Below are 14230 nucleotides of genomic sequence, written 5' to 3'. Positions count from 1 at the left end.
GGGAGCGCTCGGATAGACTGGCTGCATGAAGGTACTGCTCACAGGAGCTGACGGATTCATCGGATCGCACCTCGCGGAGCAGCTCGTCAGAGATGGCCATGACGTCCGAGCGCTCGTGCTCTACAACTCGTTCGACTCGCGAGGATGGCTCGACGGCGTGGACCCGGAAGTGGCGTCGCAGATCGAGTTTCTCCCCGGCGACGTGCGTGACCCGGCGCTCATGATGTCGGCGGTGCGGGACCGGGATGCCGTGCTGCACCTCGCGGCCCTGATCGCGATTCCCTATTCCTACGCCGCCCCTGACCTGTATGTGCAGACGAACATCCAGGGCACGCTCAATCTCCTCAACGCCGCCAGGGCCGCGGACGTAAGTCGGTTCATCCACACGTCGACGAGTGAGGTCTACGGGACTGCCCGCTATGTGCCGATGGACGAGGGACACCCGCTTCAGGGACAGTCGCCCTATTCCGCATCGAAGATCGCCGCGGATCAGATGGTGAACTCGTACTATGCGTCGTTCGGTCTGCCGACGACGACGATCCGCCCCTTCAACACGTTCGGACCCCGGCAGTCCGCACGCGCGGTGATCCCGACGATCATCAGTCAGCTCGCGGCCGGCAAGCGGGAGATCCAGCTCGGCGCCGTGACCCCCACACGCGACTTCACGTTCGTGCCCGACACAGTCTCCGGTTTCACGACGGCGCTGACGAGCACGGCCGGCGTCGGCGAGGTCATCAACCTCGGTGCAGGCTTCGAGGTGTCGATCGGCGAGACGTTCGACCTGATCGCCGACGTCATGGGGATCGACGCGACGGCGACCGAGGACCCGGCTCGGCTCCGCCCCGCGAACTCCGAGGTGGAGCGGCTGTTCTCGGACAACACGAAGGCGCGGGAGCTCCTCGGATGGCGCCCGCGACACGAAGGCATCGATGGGTTCCGCGAGGGGCTGCGGGTCACGGCGGAGTGGTTCACCGATCCCGCGAACCTCTCCAGGTACCGCACCGACGCGTACACCGTATGACCAGCGCACCGGACTTCGTCCGCACCATCCGCGGGGTGGTCGGCGACGAGCCTTTCGTGGGACTCCACATCCCTGACATCACCGCTGCGGAGAAGCAGAAGGTGTATGAATGCCTCGACTCGACCTTCGTCTCCAGCGTGGGCAGTTTCGTCGGCGACTTCGAGCAGGGCATCGCCGATTTCACCGGAGCGGGGTACGGGATCGCCGTGTCGAACGGCACGTCTGCCCTCCAGGTCGCGCTCGAACTGGCCGGAGTCTCTGCGGGAGACGAGGTGATCGTGCCCACGCTGTCGTTCATCGCGACCGCGAACGCCGTCTCGCACGCGGGTGCGCAACCCTACTTCGTCGATAGCGACGAGCAGAGTCTGGGCATGTCTGTCGAAGCCGTGCGCCAGGTGCTTCGCGACTCGCGCTCGACACCGGACGGCCTGGTGAATTCCGCGACCGGTCGACGCATCGGCGCGATCGTGCCGATGCACACACTGGGTCACCCGATGCAGATCGTCGAACTCGTCGAGCTGGCCGACTCCTACGGCGTGCCTGTGGTCGAAGACGCGGCAGAGTCGTTGGGCAGCCGCGTCGGCTCGCGACACACCGGCACATTCGGCACCACGGGCATCCTCAGCTTCAACGGCAACAAGATCATCACGACCGGGGGCGGGGGGATGATCCTCACGGATGACGAGGAGATCGCCCGTCGTGCACGCCATCTGACGACGACGGCGAAACAGGTGCACCGCTGGGAGTTCGAGCACGACGAAATCGCGTACAACTTCCGCATGCCCAACCTGAACGCCGCGTTGGGGCTCGCGCAGCTGGAGCGTCTCCCGGACTTCCTCGTCGCGAAGCGTCGTCTCGCCGAGCGGTATCGACAAGCCTTCGAGAGCTTCGACGACGCGGTGTTCCTTGCGGAGCCGACCGGAACCCAGAGCAACTACTGGTTGTGCGCGGTCCGTACACAGGGCGGAAGGGAACGCCGTGACGCTCTGCTCGAGGCCACGAACGATGCCGGGCTCCAATGCCGGCCGTTCTGGAACCTCCTGCATCTGCAGGCCCCGTATCGGAATCTCCCGCACGCGCGAACGCCCGTGGCGGAAGCGCTCCATGACAGCGTGATCTGCATTCCCAGCTCGCCGGCGTTGGCGGTGGCATGAGACGGATAGCGGTCCTCACCGGCACTCGCGCCGACTACGGCCTTCTCCGGGGTCTGCTGCGCGCGATCGATGCCGACCCCGACCTCGATCTCCAGATCATCGCGACCGGGACGCATCTGCTCGATGCGTTCGGACGCACCGAGACCGAGATCGTGGCGGATGGATTCCGCGTCGCCGCCTCGGTGCCGATCTGGTCGGCGACGGACAGTGCGCTCGGCGTCGCGGCCGACGTCGGTGCGGCGCTCCCGATCTTCGCCGAGACGCTCGCAACCCTCGACCCGGATGTGCTCGTCGTCCTGGGGGACCGGCTCGAAGCATTCGCCGCGACGACTGCAGCCACGATCCTCTCCGTCCCCGTCGCCCACATCCACGGCGGGGAGCTGACGGAAGGCGCGATGGACGACGCGCTGCGGCATTCCATCACCAAGATGGCGTATCTGCACTTCACGTCGACCGAAGACCACCGGCGTCGCGTGATCCAGCTCGGTGAGGACCCGGACCGCGTGTCCTTCCACGGGGCACCCATCGTCGACGCTCTGAGCGCGATCGCGCTGCTTCCACGTGCCGACGTCGAGTCCCGCTTCGGCATCCGTCTCCCCGAGCCGACGGCGCTGGTCACGTTCCATCCTGCCGTGATGGATGTCGCCGCACCCGAAGCGCTCCTCGACGAGCTGCTCGCGGGGCTCCTCGCCGTCGACGGCCTCCACGTCGTGATCACCGGGTCGAACTCGGACATCGGCACGGCCGACGTGCGGCGACGCATCGAAGAGTTCGTGGCATCGCACCCTGACCGTGTCGATTTCGTCGAGTCCTTCGGCCAGGTCGGCTACCTCAGCACGATGTCGGCCTCCGCCGTGGTGGTTGGAAACTCTTCCAGCACGGTACTCGAGGCGCCGGTGCTCGGCGTTCCTTCCGTCCTCATCGGAGATCGGCAGAAGGGACGGCCGCTCGCCCGGAGCGTGGTCGTCCCGCATCCGGAGCGAGGTGCGATCGCCGACGCCGTGCGCGATGCGCTCCACGCCCCGGCACCGAACGACCGGGTGGCGATCTTCGGTACCCCGGGTTTCGCCTCGCGCGCGGCCCAGTCCCTCCGGGACGCCGTGATTCCCCACCCGCCCCGCAAGAAGTTCCACGACCTTGAGGAGAACATCCGCCATGACCGATGATGTCTTCGTCATCGCCGAAGCAGGCGTGAACCACAACGGCTCCCTGACGACGGCCATGGAACTGGTCGACGTCGCGGCGTCGGCTGGTGCAAATGCGGTGAAGTTCCAGACGTTCTCCGCTGACAGCCTCGCGCTCGAGAGCGCGGCGCTCGCTGAGTACCAGCGCACATCGGACGACGATGCCCGTTCTCAGCACGACCTGCTACGCCAGCTCGAATTGAGCCATGAGGAGTTCCGCGCGCTTCGCGATCGCTGCGACGCCCAGGGCATCCAGTTCCTGTCCACGGCCTTCGACGTGCCGGGACTCGAGTTCCTGGTCGCCGAATTGGGGATTCCGATGGTGAAGATCGCTTCCGGCGATCTCACCTTCGCGCCTCTTCTGGTCGCTGCCGGCCGCACGGGCCTGCCGGTCATCCTTTCCACGGGGATGGCGGAGATGCCGGAGATCGCGCGCGCCCTGCGCTTCATCGCCGCAGGCGTCGCGCAGGCGAACGGACTCGTCTCGCCTGCCACCCGCCTCACCGAGGAGATCCTCGAACAGGCGTGGCAGCGGCGCAGCGAACACGGGGACTTCGCGGAGCACGTCACCATCCTGCATTGCACGACCGAGTACCCGGCGGCGGACGAGCACCTGAACCTGCGGGCCATGCAGACGATCGCCTCGACCTTCGGGCATCGTGTCGGGTATTCGGACCACTCGCTCGGTTCTTTGGCCTCGGTGCTCGCCGTGGGTCTGGGGGCGGCCGTCGTGGAGAAGCACTTCACCATCGATGTCCATGCCGATGGACCTGACCACGCCGCCTCCCTCGATCCGGACGGGTTGCGAGCGTACGTGTCCGACCTTCGTCGTGTTCCCGCGATGCTGGGATCCGCCGAGAAGCGATGCCAGCCGGTCGAGGAGGGCAACCGTGCCGTCGTGCGACGTAGCCTCGTGGCGGCCGCAGACATCGCCGAGGGCGAGACGGTCACAGAAGCCGCTGTAGCCTGCTTCCGCCCCGCTTCTGGACGAACATCGTTCGACTATTGGGAGATCGTCGGCGAGCCGGCGACACGCGCCTACCGTCGCGGTGAGCTCATCGATGACTGACATCGTGCTCCTCGGCGCAGGAGGGCATGCGCGCTCTGTTCTCGCCGCTCTCGCACTTTCAGGAGAACGAGTGCGCGGGTATCTGGCACCCGTCGCATCCGATCGCTCCCTCGGGATCGAACATCTCGGCGGGGACGACGCGCTCGATGCCTTCGATCCGGAGGACGTGGCGATCGTTGTCGCGCTGGGGTCGACATCGTCGACCGCGCTACGCCGCACGCTCCACCTCGACGCCGTCTCGCGGGGGTTCACCATCGCGACCGTCGTGCACCCCCGTGCATTCGTAGATCCCTCTGTCGTGCTGCCCCCCGGCGCGCAGGTGTTGGCGGGTTCGATCGTGAACGCGGGCGCGCGCATCGGCGAGGGGGCGCTGATCAACTCCGGAGCCATCATCGAGCACGACTCCGTCGTCGGTGCACACGCGCACATCGCTCCTGGCGCGCTCCTCGCGGGAGACGTGACGATCGGTGAGCGCGCTCACATCGGTCTGGGCTCGCGGATTCTCCAAGGGGTGACTGTAGGTTCGGGAGGTGTCGTGGGCGCGGGCGCAGTGGTGATCACTGACGTCCCGGCCCAAACGACGGTGGTAGGCGTGCCGGCGCGGCCCATCGAAGACAAGAGGATGCGCAACGATGCTTGACAGAGACGTACTCGTCGTCGCACCGGAGACGACCATTCGAACGGCGCTCATGCAGCTCGATCGTGGCGGCCTGCAGGTCGTCTTCGTCGAAGATGCCGACGGCAGGCTCGTCGGCGCCGTGAGCGACGGCGACATCCGCCGCGGACTGCTCTCCGGGCGCGCTCTCGAAGACAGCGTCCGTACGGTCATGAACCGCGATCCTGCCACCGTTCCTCCCGAGGCGAGCCAGCAGGTCGTGGAAGAACTCAAGGTCCGGCGCGGAATCCGAGTCGTCGCCGTGGTCGACGACGGCCGGATGGTCGACGTGGTGGGCGACCAACAGCACATCGCCACGCCCCTGGTGACGCCCGTCGTGCTGATGGCGGGAGGGCGGGGACAGCGCCTGTACCCGATCACGAAGGACATCCCCAAGCCGCTCGTTCCGCTCGGCGACGTCCCCATGATCGACATCATCCTCGGACGTCTGCACGATCAGGGCTTCCGCCGGATCCATGTATCGGTGAACCACCTCGGGCACCTCATCGAGGAGCACCTGGGCGACGGCCGTTCGCGGGACCTCGAGATCACGTATCTGCATGAGCCCGCACCCCTGGGAACGGCCGGGGCGCTCGCGCAGCTGCGCAATGAGATCGATGTGCCTTTCGTCGTGATGAACTCCGATCTGCTCACCCAGGTCGATCTGCGCCGGATGCTCACTTTCCACCAAGGTGTGGGTGCGGCCGCGACGATCGGCGCGCGCGAATACGGCTTCGAGATCCCCTTCGGCGTGATCAGACGTGAGGGAGACGACGTCGTGGCGCTCGCTGAGAAGCCCTATCACAGCGAGCTGGTGAGCGCGGGGATCTACGTACTCGAACCTGCCTCCCTCGACGCGCTCGGCACGGACGAATACTGCGACATGCCGACGCTTCTCGCGCGGCTCATGGACGATGGACGACGAGTCGGCGCTTTCGAGATCCACGAGGAGTGGATCGACGTGGGGCGCCCAGAGGACCTCGAACGCGCACGACAGGCGTGGGAACGGACGGGACGATGAGAATCTGCACGATCACGGTCCGAGCGGGCTCGAAGGGGGTCCCCGGGAAGAATCTACGCGTCGTGGCCGAGCGTCCGATGTTTGGACACTCGGTCGCCCAGGCGGCGGCCTCCGGGCTGTTCGACGAGATCGTCGTCTCGAGCGACTCGGAGGAGATCCTCGCACTCGCGCCGAGCTTCGGAGCGACCGGGGTGGTTCGTCGACCCGCGGAAATGGCGACGGACACGGCGGGCAAGGTCCCGGCGATCGCTCATGCGGTGCGTTCCACGGAGGAGCGCACCGGTCAGCAGTATGACGTCTGCGTGGACCTCGACGCCACCAGTCCGTTGCGCACGATCGACGACATCCGTGCGGCGGTGCGGATGTTCGAGGCAGCGGACGTCGAGTCGCTCATCACCGGATCCGAAGCGCGCCGCAACCCCTATTTCAACCTGGTCGAGGAGCGGCCCGACGGCACGGTCGCCGTGAGCAAGACACCCGACGACGCCGTGCTGCGGCGCCAGGATGCGCCGCGGAGCTTCGACATGAACGGCTCGATCTACGTCTGGCGCCGCACGTCGCTGCTCCATGATCAGGTTGTCTTCTTCCCATCGACGATCCTCTACGAGATGCCGTCGGAGCGTTCGATCGACGTCGACAGCGAGTTCGATTTCCAGATCGTCGAGTGGCTCATGGAGAAGCGGGAGGATCTGTGAGCGAAGCTGAGAACGGAGCCTCGCTCCGAAGGACGTCGGCGATGCAGAGGATCATCGATCTCGAGGATGCCGCGCCGAAGGAACTGTTCGAGGTGCTGCCAGGGTCGACGGTGCCGTTCTGGGCGCAGGTGCGGATGCAGATGGCATGGATGCTGTCGGAGGAGAGCACCGGCAGTGTCGCCGTCGCGACCGACAACTGGACACGGCGTGGTGAGCTCGAGCGTCTCGCAAAGGCCTTTCTGCCGAACCGGTGGGATGCGACGCAGCGGGCTCGTCGACACGACGTCCTCTTTTTCGTCGGAGGGGGAACGCTCGCATCGCGCGCAGGAGGCGCGCGCAACTGGCTCGTCGAGACCTTCGCGGAGCAGACGAATGATGCCCTGGTGATCCAGCGACGCCCGCTTCCGGCTCCTATCGGCGCACCGACCTTTCGCCCGACGCTCAGCACCGAGGGGATCACGGCACGCGCGCGTCTCTGGGCGCGCCGTGACGTCGTCCCGCCCGAGACGATCGCCGCGATCGACCGACTGCTCGCCTTCTTCGCCGAGCAGCTCGGTGTGCCGTCGGCGCAGCTCGGTCCGCTTCGCAAGCGGGTGCTCCGCACCGAGGTTCACCGACCCCACGAGATCGCCGCGCTGCGTCGCGTGGTGCACCGCGTGCGACCCCGGCTCGTGCTCATGGACACCGCGGCCTATACATACAACGCCGAGACGGTCGGCGTGTTCAAAGACGCCGGCGCCTACGTCGTCGAACCGCAGCATGGTTGGATCGGTCCCTCGCACGCCGCGTATAACTATGGTCGAGCATTCCAGGACCCCGCTCTCCGTCGGGCCTTGCCCGATGAGCTGCTCACGTTCGGCACGTTCTGGTCGGATGGCGTGAACCTTCCCGCGAAGAAGACCGCGATCGGCAAGCCGCATCTCGACGAACTCGCGCGCTCTGCACCGTCGCTGCGTCCTCGACGCGTCCTCGTGATCTCGTCTCGTGCGAATCCTGAGGAGACGGATCGCTTCGTGGAGGATCTCCGACAGATCGTCGATCCCGAGTGGAGCATCGTGTTCCGTGCCCACCCTGGGGAGCTCGCAGTGGTCGAGGACCGGTACCCTCGGATCGCGGCGAACGCGAACGTGAAGATCGATCGGAATCCGGATGTGTACGACTCTCTTGCGGGGTGCCGCGCGGTCGTCGGGGTTGCGAGCACTGTCTTGTTCGAGGCCGCCGCCTTCGGGTGCGAGGTCATCGCACGAGAGAACGAGTTCTCGGCGAGCATCATCGGCGACGCATTCGGGCCAAGGGCCCTCACCGTGGAACAGGCTGCCGAGCGGATCCGCGCGCTGGATGCGGACGGCATCGTGGCAGGGACCCCCGATCCTGATCTCTGGACGCCTGAGCCGGCCGCGGCATACCGTCGGTGGTTGGACGAGCGGCTCGCGCAGATCGGCAGATGAGGGTCCGTGAGTTCTTCCTCGGAGGGCGCGCTCATTGCCCGGGCCTTCAGGTTGCGTGTCGTAAACTACAAGACATCGAGGCGGCCCCCGTCGCCGTCGCCGAATGAGTGGGCCTGTGACTGACACCCGAGATCTTTTCGCCGCCGTCCCGCGTTCCGACTTCGACACCCCGGGAAAGAGCCGGGGCCTGATCGATGTCGTGCGCTGGCGCTATCTGTTGAACCTGCTCGTGCGCACCGGCGTGACCACGCGCTACCGCAATTCGGTGTTGGGGTGGACGTGGTCCTACGTGCGGCCCGCCGCCCAGTTCCTCGTGTTCTGGGTTGTCCTCGGTATCTTCATGGACCTCGATCGCGGTCTGCCGAACTACGCCGTGTATCTGTTCTCCGGCATTGTTGTGATCAACCTCTTCTCGGAGGGTTTCAAGAACGCGACCTCGTCGATCGTCGGCAACGCGGCTCTGGTACGCAAGGTCTTCCTGCCGCGGCAGCTGTTCGCGGTGTCGGCGGTGATCGTGGCGTTCGTCCACTTCCTCCCGCAGGTCGGTCTCCTCTTCATCGTCTGCCTGCTGATGGGCTGGATCGCGCACGTATCGATCCTCTCCATCCTGGCGATACTCGCCGGCATGATCATCGTGATGGTGTTCAGCCTGGGGCTCGGACTCTTCTTCGGCGCCGTGAACGTGCGCTTTCGCGACGCTGAGAACATCGTCGAGCTGATGCTGCTCCTCGCGACGTGGGCCTCTCCGGTGCTCTACGCATGGACCCAAGTCCAGGATGCGATCGTCGACCGTCTCGGCTGGCCGCAGTGGATCGTCGAGCTCTACATGCTCAATCCGATCACGCAGGGAGTGGAGCTTTTCCACTATGCGTTCTGGCGCCCTGCTACCGAGGGCATGGTCACCGCCTCCGGCTACGCGGGTACGGCCCTTATCGACATCCCGCCGGGCCTCGCCTGGAACACGCTCTGGACGTTCCTGATCGCGGTGGGCACCCTGCTCTTCGGTCAGTTCGTCTTCCGACGCCTCGAGGGAAGGTTCGCGCAAGACCTATGAGCGAGCAGACCAGCATCAAGCCGAGCATCATCATCGACGGCGTGAAGAAGCGCTTCACGCTCAACCACGCCTTCTCGCTGAAGGACACAGTGGTGTCATGGATCAAGCGTCGTAAGCTGACGAGCCAGTTCGAGGCGCTGAAGGGCGTCGACATCACGATCGGGGAGGGGGAGTCGGTCGCGATCCTCGGCTTCAACGGATCGGGCAAGTCCACTCTTCTCAAGCTCATCTCCGGTGTCATGGAGCCGGATGACGGCGAGGTGTTGACCCGAGGCCGCGTCGCAGGTCTCATCGAGGTCGGGGCCGGATTCCACCCGGAGCTCTCCGGACGGGAGAATGTCTTCCTCAACGCCGCGATCCTCGGTATGAAGAGGCACGAGATCGAGGCCCGTTACGACGAGATCGTCGCGTTCAGTGAGATCGAGCAGTTCATCGACCAAGAGGTCAAGCACTACTCCTCCGGAATGTTCATGCGGCTCGCCTTCTCGGTCGCCATCCATGTGGAGCTCGATGTGCTGCTCGTGGACGAGATCCTCTCGGTCGGCGACGCCCCGTTCCGCGAGAAGTGCCGGCTGAAGTTCGAGGAGCTCATCGCCGAGGGGAAGACCCTGGTCGTCGTGAGTCACGATATGGAGATGGTGCGCGAGCTCTGCACACGCGGCATCGTGATCAACAAGGGTGAGGTCATCTACGACGGCGAGGTCGAGGGAGCCATCTCCTTGGTGGACGCGTGACCGGCTGGATCGGACAGGTTCCGGCGCTGCTTCTGGCGCTCGCTCTGCTGATCGCGCCTGGGCTCCCCGTCGGCCTGTCCCTGCGCGGAGTGAGGGGCATCGTACGATTCGCTGCGGCGATCGCCGTATCACTCGGGGTGCTCGGCGCTGCGGCTCTCATCGCTCCGCTGCTGGGCGTGCCCTGGGGGCTGGCCCCCGTGGCGATCGTCACGGTCGTCGTCTGGATTGCCGCCGGCGCCTTGCGTCTGGTGGATCGCCGTCCTCTCATCGCTCCCGCCGCGGGACACGGGGGCGCATGGACCGGCGTGGCAGTCGCCTTCCTGGCTTGGGTCATCGCCGTCGGGGTCGGTATCGGGGACCCGGATAATCCCTCGCAGCTGTACGACGCGCTTTTCCATCTGAACGCGGTCGAGTTCATCGCCCGGACGGGAGATGCTTCGCCGCTGCACATGACGATGGTCGTGCCCGATCTCGAGACCTCCTTCTATCCGACGCTCTGGCACGCGCTGGTCAGTCTCGTCGTCCCTGCCGCTGGCGGCATCGTGGCGGCGACGAACGTCACCACGGTCACGGTCATCGCTCTGATCTGGCCGGTCGCACTCGCCAGCCTCACGTCCGTGGCGTTTCCGAACCGGCCTGGCGCAGTCGCCTGGGCACCGGTCGTGAGCTTGGGATTCAGTGTCTTCCCGCTCGGATTCCTCAACTGGGGCGTGCTGTATCCGAATCTGCTGGGGACCGTCCTCATCCCCATCCTCCTCGCTGTCACGCTCATCGCCTTTGCCCCCGCACTCTCATGGTCGGGGCGAGTCCTGCGCATCCTCGTCGCGCTGGCCGCCGCGGGCGGTGTCGCCCTCGCTCACCCTTCCGCGCTTCTCGCCGCAGCGGTTCTGCTCGTGCCCTACCTGCTCTGGCGTGCGTGGGGCACGGCGCGGGCAGGCGGTGTTGCGATTCGGATCCTCGTCTCCGCCGTGGTCGTCGCCGGTCTCGCGGCGTTGGCCGTCGTCTGGATCGTCGGCAACGTGACGACCCACGAGTGGCATCCGACCGCATCCATGGCGCAGGCACTCGGCGAGGTCGCCTTCCTCAGCCCTGTCGGCCGCGCGACGGGCCTTCTGCTCGGCCCGCTGGCGGCGATCGGCATCTGGCGCGTCGTGCGGGACCGGACGTGGTGGATCCTCGGTTCGTACGCCGTGAGCATCTTCTTCTTCCTCATGGCGGCCTGGTTCCCGATCGAGTCGATTCGCAGCGCTTTCGTCGGCGTCTGGTACGACGACACCACGCGTGTGGGCGCTCTGATCGCGATCTGGGGTCTGCCCCTCGCTGCGCTCGGCGCGTCGATCGTCGCAGAGTGGCTCATCGCGGGATGGCGCGCCGGACGCAAGGGCCTCGTGCTCGCGGTCGTCGCCGTGATCGCCGTCGCTGGCGCGAGCCACCTCCTCGCGCTGCGCAACGACCTGAACTACATGCGGGGTGTGAGCTTCCAATTCAGCGACGAATCGCAGGGGCTGTCACCCGACGAGGCGGCGCTGTTCGAGGAGATCGACGACGAGCTTCCGGATGACAGCCTCGTCATCGGTGACCCGTTGACGGGCGCGGGCTTGCTTTACGCGTACACCGATCATGCCGTGGTCTTCCCGCATGTGACCGGGCGGTATGGTGGCGATGCATTGACGCTCGCCCGCTATCTGGCGGATGGGAGTCCCACCGTATGCGAGGCGATCGAGCGTCTCGGAGTGACCCACGCTCTCGACTTCGGTGACAGGGTGCTGTTCGAGAACCACTACACCAAGTTCGACGGACTGCACGGGCTTGAGGATTCCCCGATCCTCACCGAGGTGGATCGAGTCGGGGATGCCGTCCTTTATGAGGTCACGGGTTGTGAGTAGCGTCTTTTTCGTTCTCTGAAGCCTCCAGCAGCGCGATCTTCCGCGCGAGGAGCGTGAGCTGCCGCTGCAGCGCGATGTTGCGCCGATACTGCGAGTACACGAAAGCCAGGAACATGACGATCAGGGCGTAGAGCACGAGGTCGGTGCCGCGCCCGACGCCGACGAGGCGCGCAAGCCAGCTCAGCCACTGTGGGAACAGCACCGACAGCACGGCCACGATGACGAAGAGCCCCATCAGCAGTCGACGGATGGCGAGGTGACTGTCTGCGCCGGTGCGTCGCATCATGAACACGGCCAGCAGCACGATCGCTGCGATCAGGAGTATCTGGATCCACATGGCTTACCTCACGACCAGGTCGACGAGGATGTTGACGGAGTTGAGCACACTCTGACCCTTCGCCTTCGAATAGTCCGTGTAAAGGAGCTCCACCGGGTACTCCTTCCACGGGAGATGGGTGCGGCCGAGCTCGAGCACGATCTCGGTGGCGTGCGCCATCCGATCCTGACGGAGATCGATGGCCTCGGCGGCATCACGTCGGATCACGCGCAGACCGTTGTGAGCGTCGGTGAGCTTGAGGCTCGTGGTGAGGTTGGTGACCCACACCGCCGTCTTGAGGATGACCTTCTTGATCCAACCAGGATTCGTGCGGTCGTCGAGGAACCGGGAGCCGAACACGATGGCCACGTCATCGTGACGCGCGAGCTCCAGCATCCCGATGGCGTCCTCGATCCGATGCTGGCCGTCGGCGTCGAACGTGACGATGTACTCGCATTCGGTGTGGGCGAGCGCATACGCGAAGCCGGTCTGGAGCGCCGCGCCTTGACCGAGGTTGACCGGATGCTGCACCAGCAGTGCGCCGGCTTTGGCGGCCTCCGCGGCGGAGCCGTCACTGGATCCGTCGTCGATGCAGACGATATGGGCGAAATGGGGCTTCAGACTCTCGACGACGCCGCCGATCACGCTCGCCTCGTTGTAGAGAGGGATGACGACCCAGGCACTGCGGTCGGGTGTGGAAGGCGCGGGGACGCTCGAGGACATGGTTCTATTGTGTCAGGTGTCCGTTCGGACGCTCATCCATCGAGCAGCAGGGGCAGGATGCCGAGAAGAACCCCGCGTCCGCAGCGGATCACGATCGTCTCTCGCATCTACACGCCGGAGCCTTCTGCCGCATCACTACGCCTGCAGGCGCTGTCTCGTGAACTCGTCCGAAGGGGCCTGCACGTGCGCGTCCTCACGACGAAGGCACCGAGCGGTCTCGAGGTCGCCGACGCGGACGAGACCGTCTCGCGTTGGCCGGTCCTGCGCGACCGGGCCGGGTACGTGCGCGGCTACTTGCAGTACATGAGCTTCGATGTACCGCTCTTCTTCCGGATCCTGCTCGGGCGTCGCGCCGACGTGTACGTGATCGAGCCGCCGCCCACGACCGGCGCCGTCGCCCGTGCCGCCACCTGGCTGATTCGGCGACCATACGTCTACTACGCGGCGGACATCTGGTCCGACGCCGCGCAGATGACCGGCGCTGCAGGATGGGTGGTCAGCGTCGTGCGCTGGCTTGAGAAGTTCAGTCTGCGCGGAGCAGCCGCCGATCTGGTGGTCTCGGACGGCGTCGGAGCACGGATCGAGGCGCTCGCACCCGCTGTGGACATGGTCTCGGTCGGACATGGTGTCGACACCGACATCTTCGCGCCCGACGGACCACGCATCGACGACGCTCCGGACATCGTCTATGCGGGGAGCATGAGCGAATGGCACGGCGCGGGTGTGGCGGTCGATGCACTCGCAATCGTCATGCGCACCGACCCGACGGTGAGCGCGGCGTTCATCGGCCAGGGAGCGGACAAAGATGCTCTGCAGCGCTCTGCCGAGGCTCACGGGATCGCAGACAGAGTGCGATTCCTCTCCTCGATGCCGGCTGGTGAGGCCGCGGCATGGACGCGGTCGGCGCGCGTGGCACTGGCGACGCTCCGGCCCGGGCAGGGGTACGACTTCGCCGTCCCCACGAAGCTCTATGCGGCATTGGCCGTCGGTACCCCTGTCGCGTACTCCGGTCCGGAGCCGCTGCGAACGATGGTGACCGAAGACGGACTGGGCGCATCGGCGGACTTCGACGCGGAGGAGTACGCGGCGGCGATCACCGGCCTCCTGCGCAGGAGTGACGGTGCCCCCGTCCCTCATCTCGTGGCTTGGGCGCATCGGCACGTCTCGGCACGCTCTGTCGCGGAACGCGCGTCCGATGCCGTCCAGGCGACCGCAGCATCCCGGCAGAGGGTGCGGCCTCCGGCTGAGCGGGCATCCAGAGACTGACCGA

The 14230-nt window shown here is 66.1% G+C and carries 14 protein-coding genes; 12 read left to right on the top strand and 2 right to left on the bottom strand.

Going from position 1 to position 14230, the window contains the following annotated elements; all coding sequences use genetic code 11:
* The first annotated feature begins 25 nt into the window (after positions 1–25).
* The 11 genes from AC6CHX_RS05035 to AC6CHX_RS04985 all read left to right on the top strand — a co-directional run bounded on the left by AC6CHX_RS05035 (position 26) and on the right by AC6CHX_RS04985 (position 11921).
* Positions 26–1021, top strand: coding sequence for a GDP-mannose 4,6-dehydratase (locus AC6CHX_RS05035; RefSeq protein ID WP_498271863.1), 996 nt, complete (start codon positions 26–28; stop codon positions 1019–1021).
* Positions 1018–2175 (top strand): LegC family aminotransferase, encoded by a 1158-nt coding sequence (locus AC6CHX_RS05030; RefSeq protein ID WP_498271862.1) that lies wholly within the window; start codon positions 1018–1020, stop codon positions 2173–2175. The genes AC6CHX_RS05035 and AC6CHX_RS05030 overlap by 4 nt, the downstream gene beginning before the upstream one ends.
* On the top strand, positions 2172–3341 hold the full coding sequence (neuC, locus tag AC6CHX_RS05025; protein WP_498271861.1) for a UDP-N-acetylglucosamine 2-epimerase: 1170 nt from the start codon (positions 2172–2174) through the stop codon (positions 3339–3341). Before AC6CHX_RS05030 ends, neuC begins: the two co-directional genes overlap by 4 nt.
* Positions 3331–4428 (top strand): N-acetylneuraminate synthase family protein, encoded by a 1098-nt coding sequence (locus AC6CHX_RS05020; RefSeq protein WP_498271860.1) that lies wholly within the window; start codon positions 3331–3333, stop codon positions 4426–4428. The genes neuC and AC6CHX_RS05020 overlap by 11 nt, the downstream gene beginning before the upstream one ends.
* Positions 4421–5068, top strand: coding sequence for a NeuD/PglB/VioB family sugar acetyltransferase (locus tag AC6CHX_RS05015; RefSeq protein WP_498271859.1), 648 nt, complete (start codon positions 4421–4423; stop codon positions 5066–5068). Before AC6CHX_RS05020 ends, AC6CHX_RS05015 begins: the two co-directional genes overlap by 8 nt.
* Positions 5061–6104, top strand: a complete 1044-nt coding sequence (locus AC6CHX_RS05010; RefSeq protein ID WP_498271858.1) for a nucleotidyltransferase family protein — start codon at positions 5061–5063, stop codon at positions 6102–6104. Before AC6CHX_RS05015 ends, AC6CHX_RS05010 begins: the two co-directional genes overlap by 8 nt.
* Positions 6101–6799 (top strand): acylneuraminate cytidylyltransferase family protein, encoded by a 699-nt coding sequence (locus AC6CHX_RS05005; protein ID WP_498271857.1) that lies wholly within the window; start codon positions 6101–6103, stop codon positions 6797–6799. The genes AC6CHX_RS05010 and AC6CHX_RS05005 overlap by 4 nt, the downstream gene beginning before the upstream one ends.
* Before the next feature lie 41 nt (positions 6800–6840).
* On the top strand, positions 6841–8247 hold the full coding sequence (locus AC6CHX_RS05000) for a hypothetical protein (RefSeq protein WP_498271856.1): 1407 nt from the start codon (positions 6841–6843) through the stop codon (positions 8245–8247).
* Between the two features lie 115 nt (positions 8248–8362).
* On the top strand, positions 8363–9301 hold the full coding sequence (locus AC6CHX_RS04995; protein WP_498271855.1) for an ABC transporter permease: 939 nt from the start codon (positions 8363–8365) through the stop codon (positions 9299–9301).
* Positions 9298–10035, top strand: coding sequence for an ABC transporter ATP-binding protein (locus AC6CHX_RS04990; protein ID WP_498271854.1), 738 nt, complete (start codon positions 9298–9300; stop codon positions 10033–10035). Before AC6CHX_RS04995 ends, AC6CHX_RS04990 begins: the two co-directional genes overlap by 4 nt.
* The gene (locus AC6CHX_RS04985; RefSeq protein ID WP_498271853.1) at positions 10032–11921 is read left to right on the top strand and encodes a DUF6541 family protein; all 1890 of its coding nucleotides are present in this window, start codon (positions 10032–10034) and stop codon (positions 11919–11921) included. Before AC6CHX_RS04990 ends, AC6CHX_RS04985 begins: the two co-directional genes overlap by 4 nt.
* Here AC6CHX_RS04985 and AC6CHX_RS04980 read toward each other — a convergent pair.
* Together AC6CHX_RS04980 and AC6CHX_RS04975 are read right to left on the bottom strand one after the other, a co-directional pair.
* Positions 11905–12258 (bottom strand): DUF2304 domain-containing protein, encoded by a 354-nt coding sequence (locus AC6CHX_RS04980; RefSeq protein ID WP_498271852.1) that lies wholly within the window; start codon positions 12256–12258, stop codon positions 11905–11907. The two genes, AC6CHX_RS04985 and AC6CHX_RS04980, sit on opposite strands and share 17 nt — an antisense overlap.
* 3 nt (positions 12259–12261) lie before the next feature.
* Positions 12262–12960, bottom strand: a complete 699-nt coding sequence (locus tag AC6CHX_RS04975; RefSeq protein WP_498271851.1) for a glycosyltransferase family 2 protein — start codon at positions 12958–12960, stop codon at positions 12262–12264.
* A gap of 57 nt (positions 12961–13017) precedes the next feature.
* Here AC6CHX_RS04975 and AC6CHX_RS04970 point away from each other — a divergent pair, with 57 nt between their 5' ends.
* Positions 13018–14226 (top strand): glycosyltransferase family 4 protein, encoded by a 1209-nt coding sequence (locus tag AC6CHX_RS04970; protein WP_498271850.1) that lies wholly within the window; start codon positions 13018–13020, stop codon positions 14224–14226.
* Positions 14227–14230 lie beyond the last annotated feature (4 nt).

Source organism: Microbacterium sp. GQ128, assembly GCF_059758615.1.
Note: the sequence above shows the minus strand (reverse complement) of the source record. Positions and strands in the feature narration are given on the sequence as shown.

Excerpts from the sequence above, each read along its gene's own strand:
- AC6CHX_RS04980 (WP_498271852.1), bottom strand. The coding sequence starts at position 12,258 with ATGTGGATCCAGATACTCCTGATCGCAGCGATCGTGCTGCTGGCCGTG.
- AC6CHX_RS04990 (WP_498271854.1), top strand. The coding sequence starts at position 9,298 with ATGAGCGAGCAGACCAGCATCAAGCCGAGCATCATCATCGACGGCGTG.
- AC6CHX_RS05015 (WP_498271859.1), top strand. The coding sequence starts at position 4,421 with ATGACTGACATCGTGCTCCTCGGCGCAGGAGGGCATGCGCGCTCTGTT.
- AC6CHX_RS05000 (WP_498271856.1), top strand. The coding sequence starts at position 6,841 with ATGCAGAGGATCATCGATCTCGAGGATGCCGCGCCGAAGGAACTGTTC.
- AC6CHX_RS05030 (WP_498271862.1), top strand. The coding sequence starts at position 1,018 with ATGACCAGCGCACCGGACTTCGTCCGCACCATCCGCGGGGTGGTCGGC.
- AC6CHX_RS05035 (WP_498271863.1), top strand. The coding sequence starts at position 26 with ATGAAGGTACTGCTCACAGGAGCTGACGGATTCATCGGATCGCACCTC.
- neuC (WP_498271861.1), top strand. The coding sequence starts at position 2,172 with ATGAGACGGATAGCGGTCCTCACCGGCACTCGCGCCGACTACGGCCTT.
- AC6CHX_RS05005 (WP_498271857.1), top strand. The coding sequence starts at position 6,101 with ATGAGAATCTGCACGATCACGGTCCGAGCGGGCTCGAAGGGGGTCCCC.
- AC6CHX_RS04970 (WP_498271850.1), top strand. The coding sequence starts at position 13,018 with ATGCCGAGAAGAACCCCGCGTCCGCAGCGGATCACGATCGTCTCTCGC.
- AC6CHX_RS05010 (WP_498271858.1), top strand. The coding sequence starts at position 5,061 with ATGCTTGACAGAGACGTACTCGTCGTCGCACCGGAGACGACCATTCGA.
- AC6CHX_RS05020 (WP_498271860.1), top strand. The coding sequence starts at position 3,331 with ATGACCGATGATGTCTTCGTCATCGCCGAAGCAGGCGTGAACCACAAC.
- AC6CHX_RS04975 (WP_498271851.1), bottom strand. The coding sequence starts at position 12,960 with ATGTCCTCGAGCGTCCCCGCGCCTTCCACACCCGACCGCAGTGCCTGG.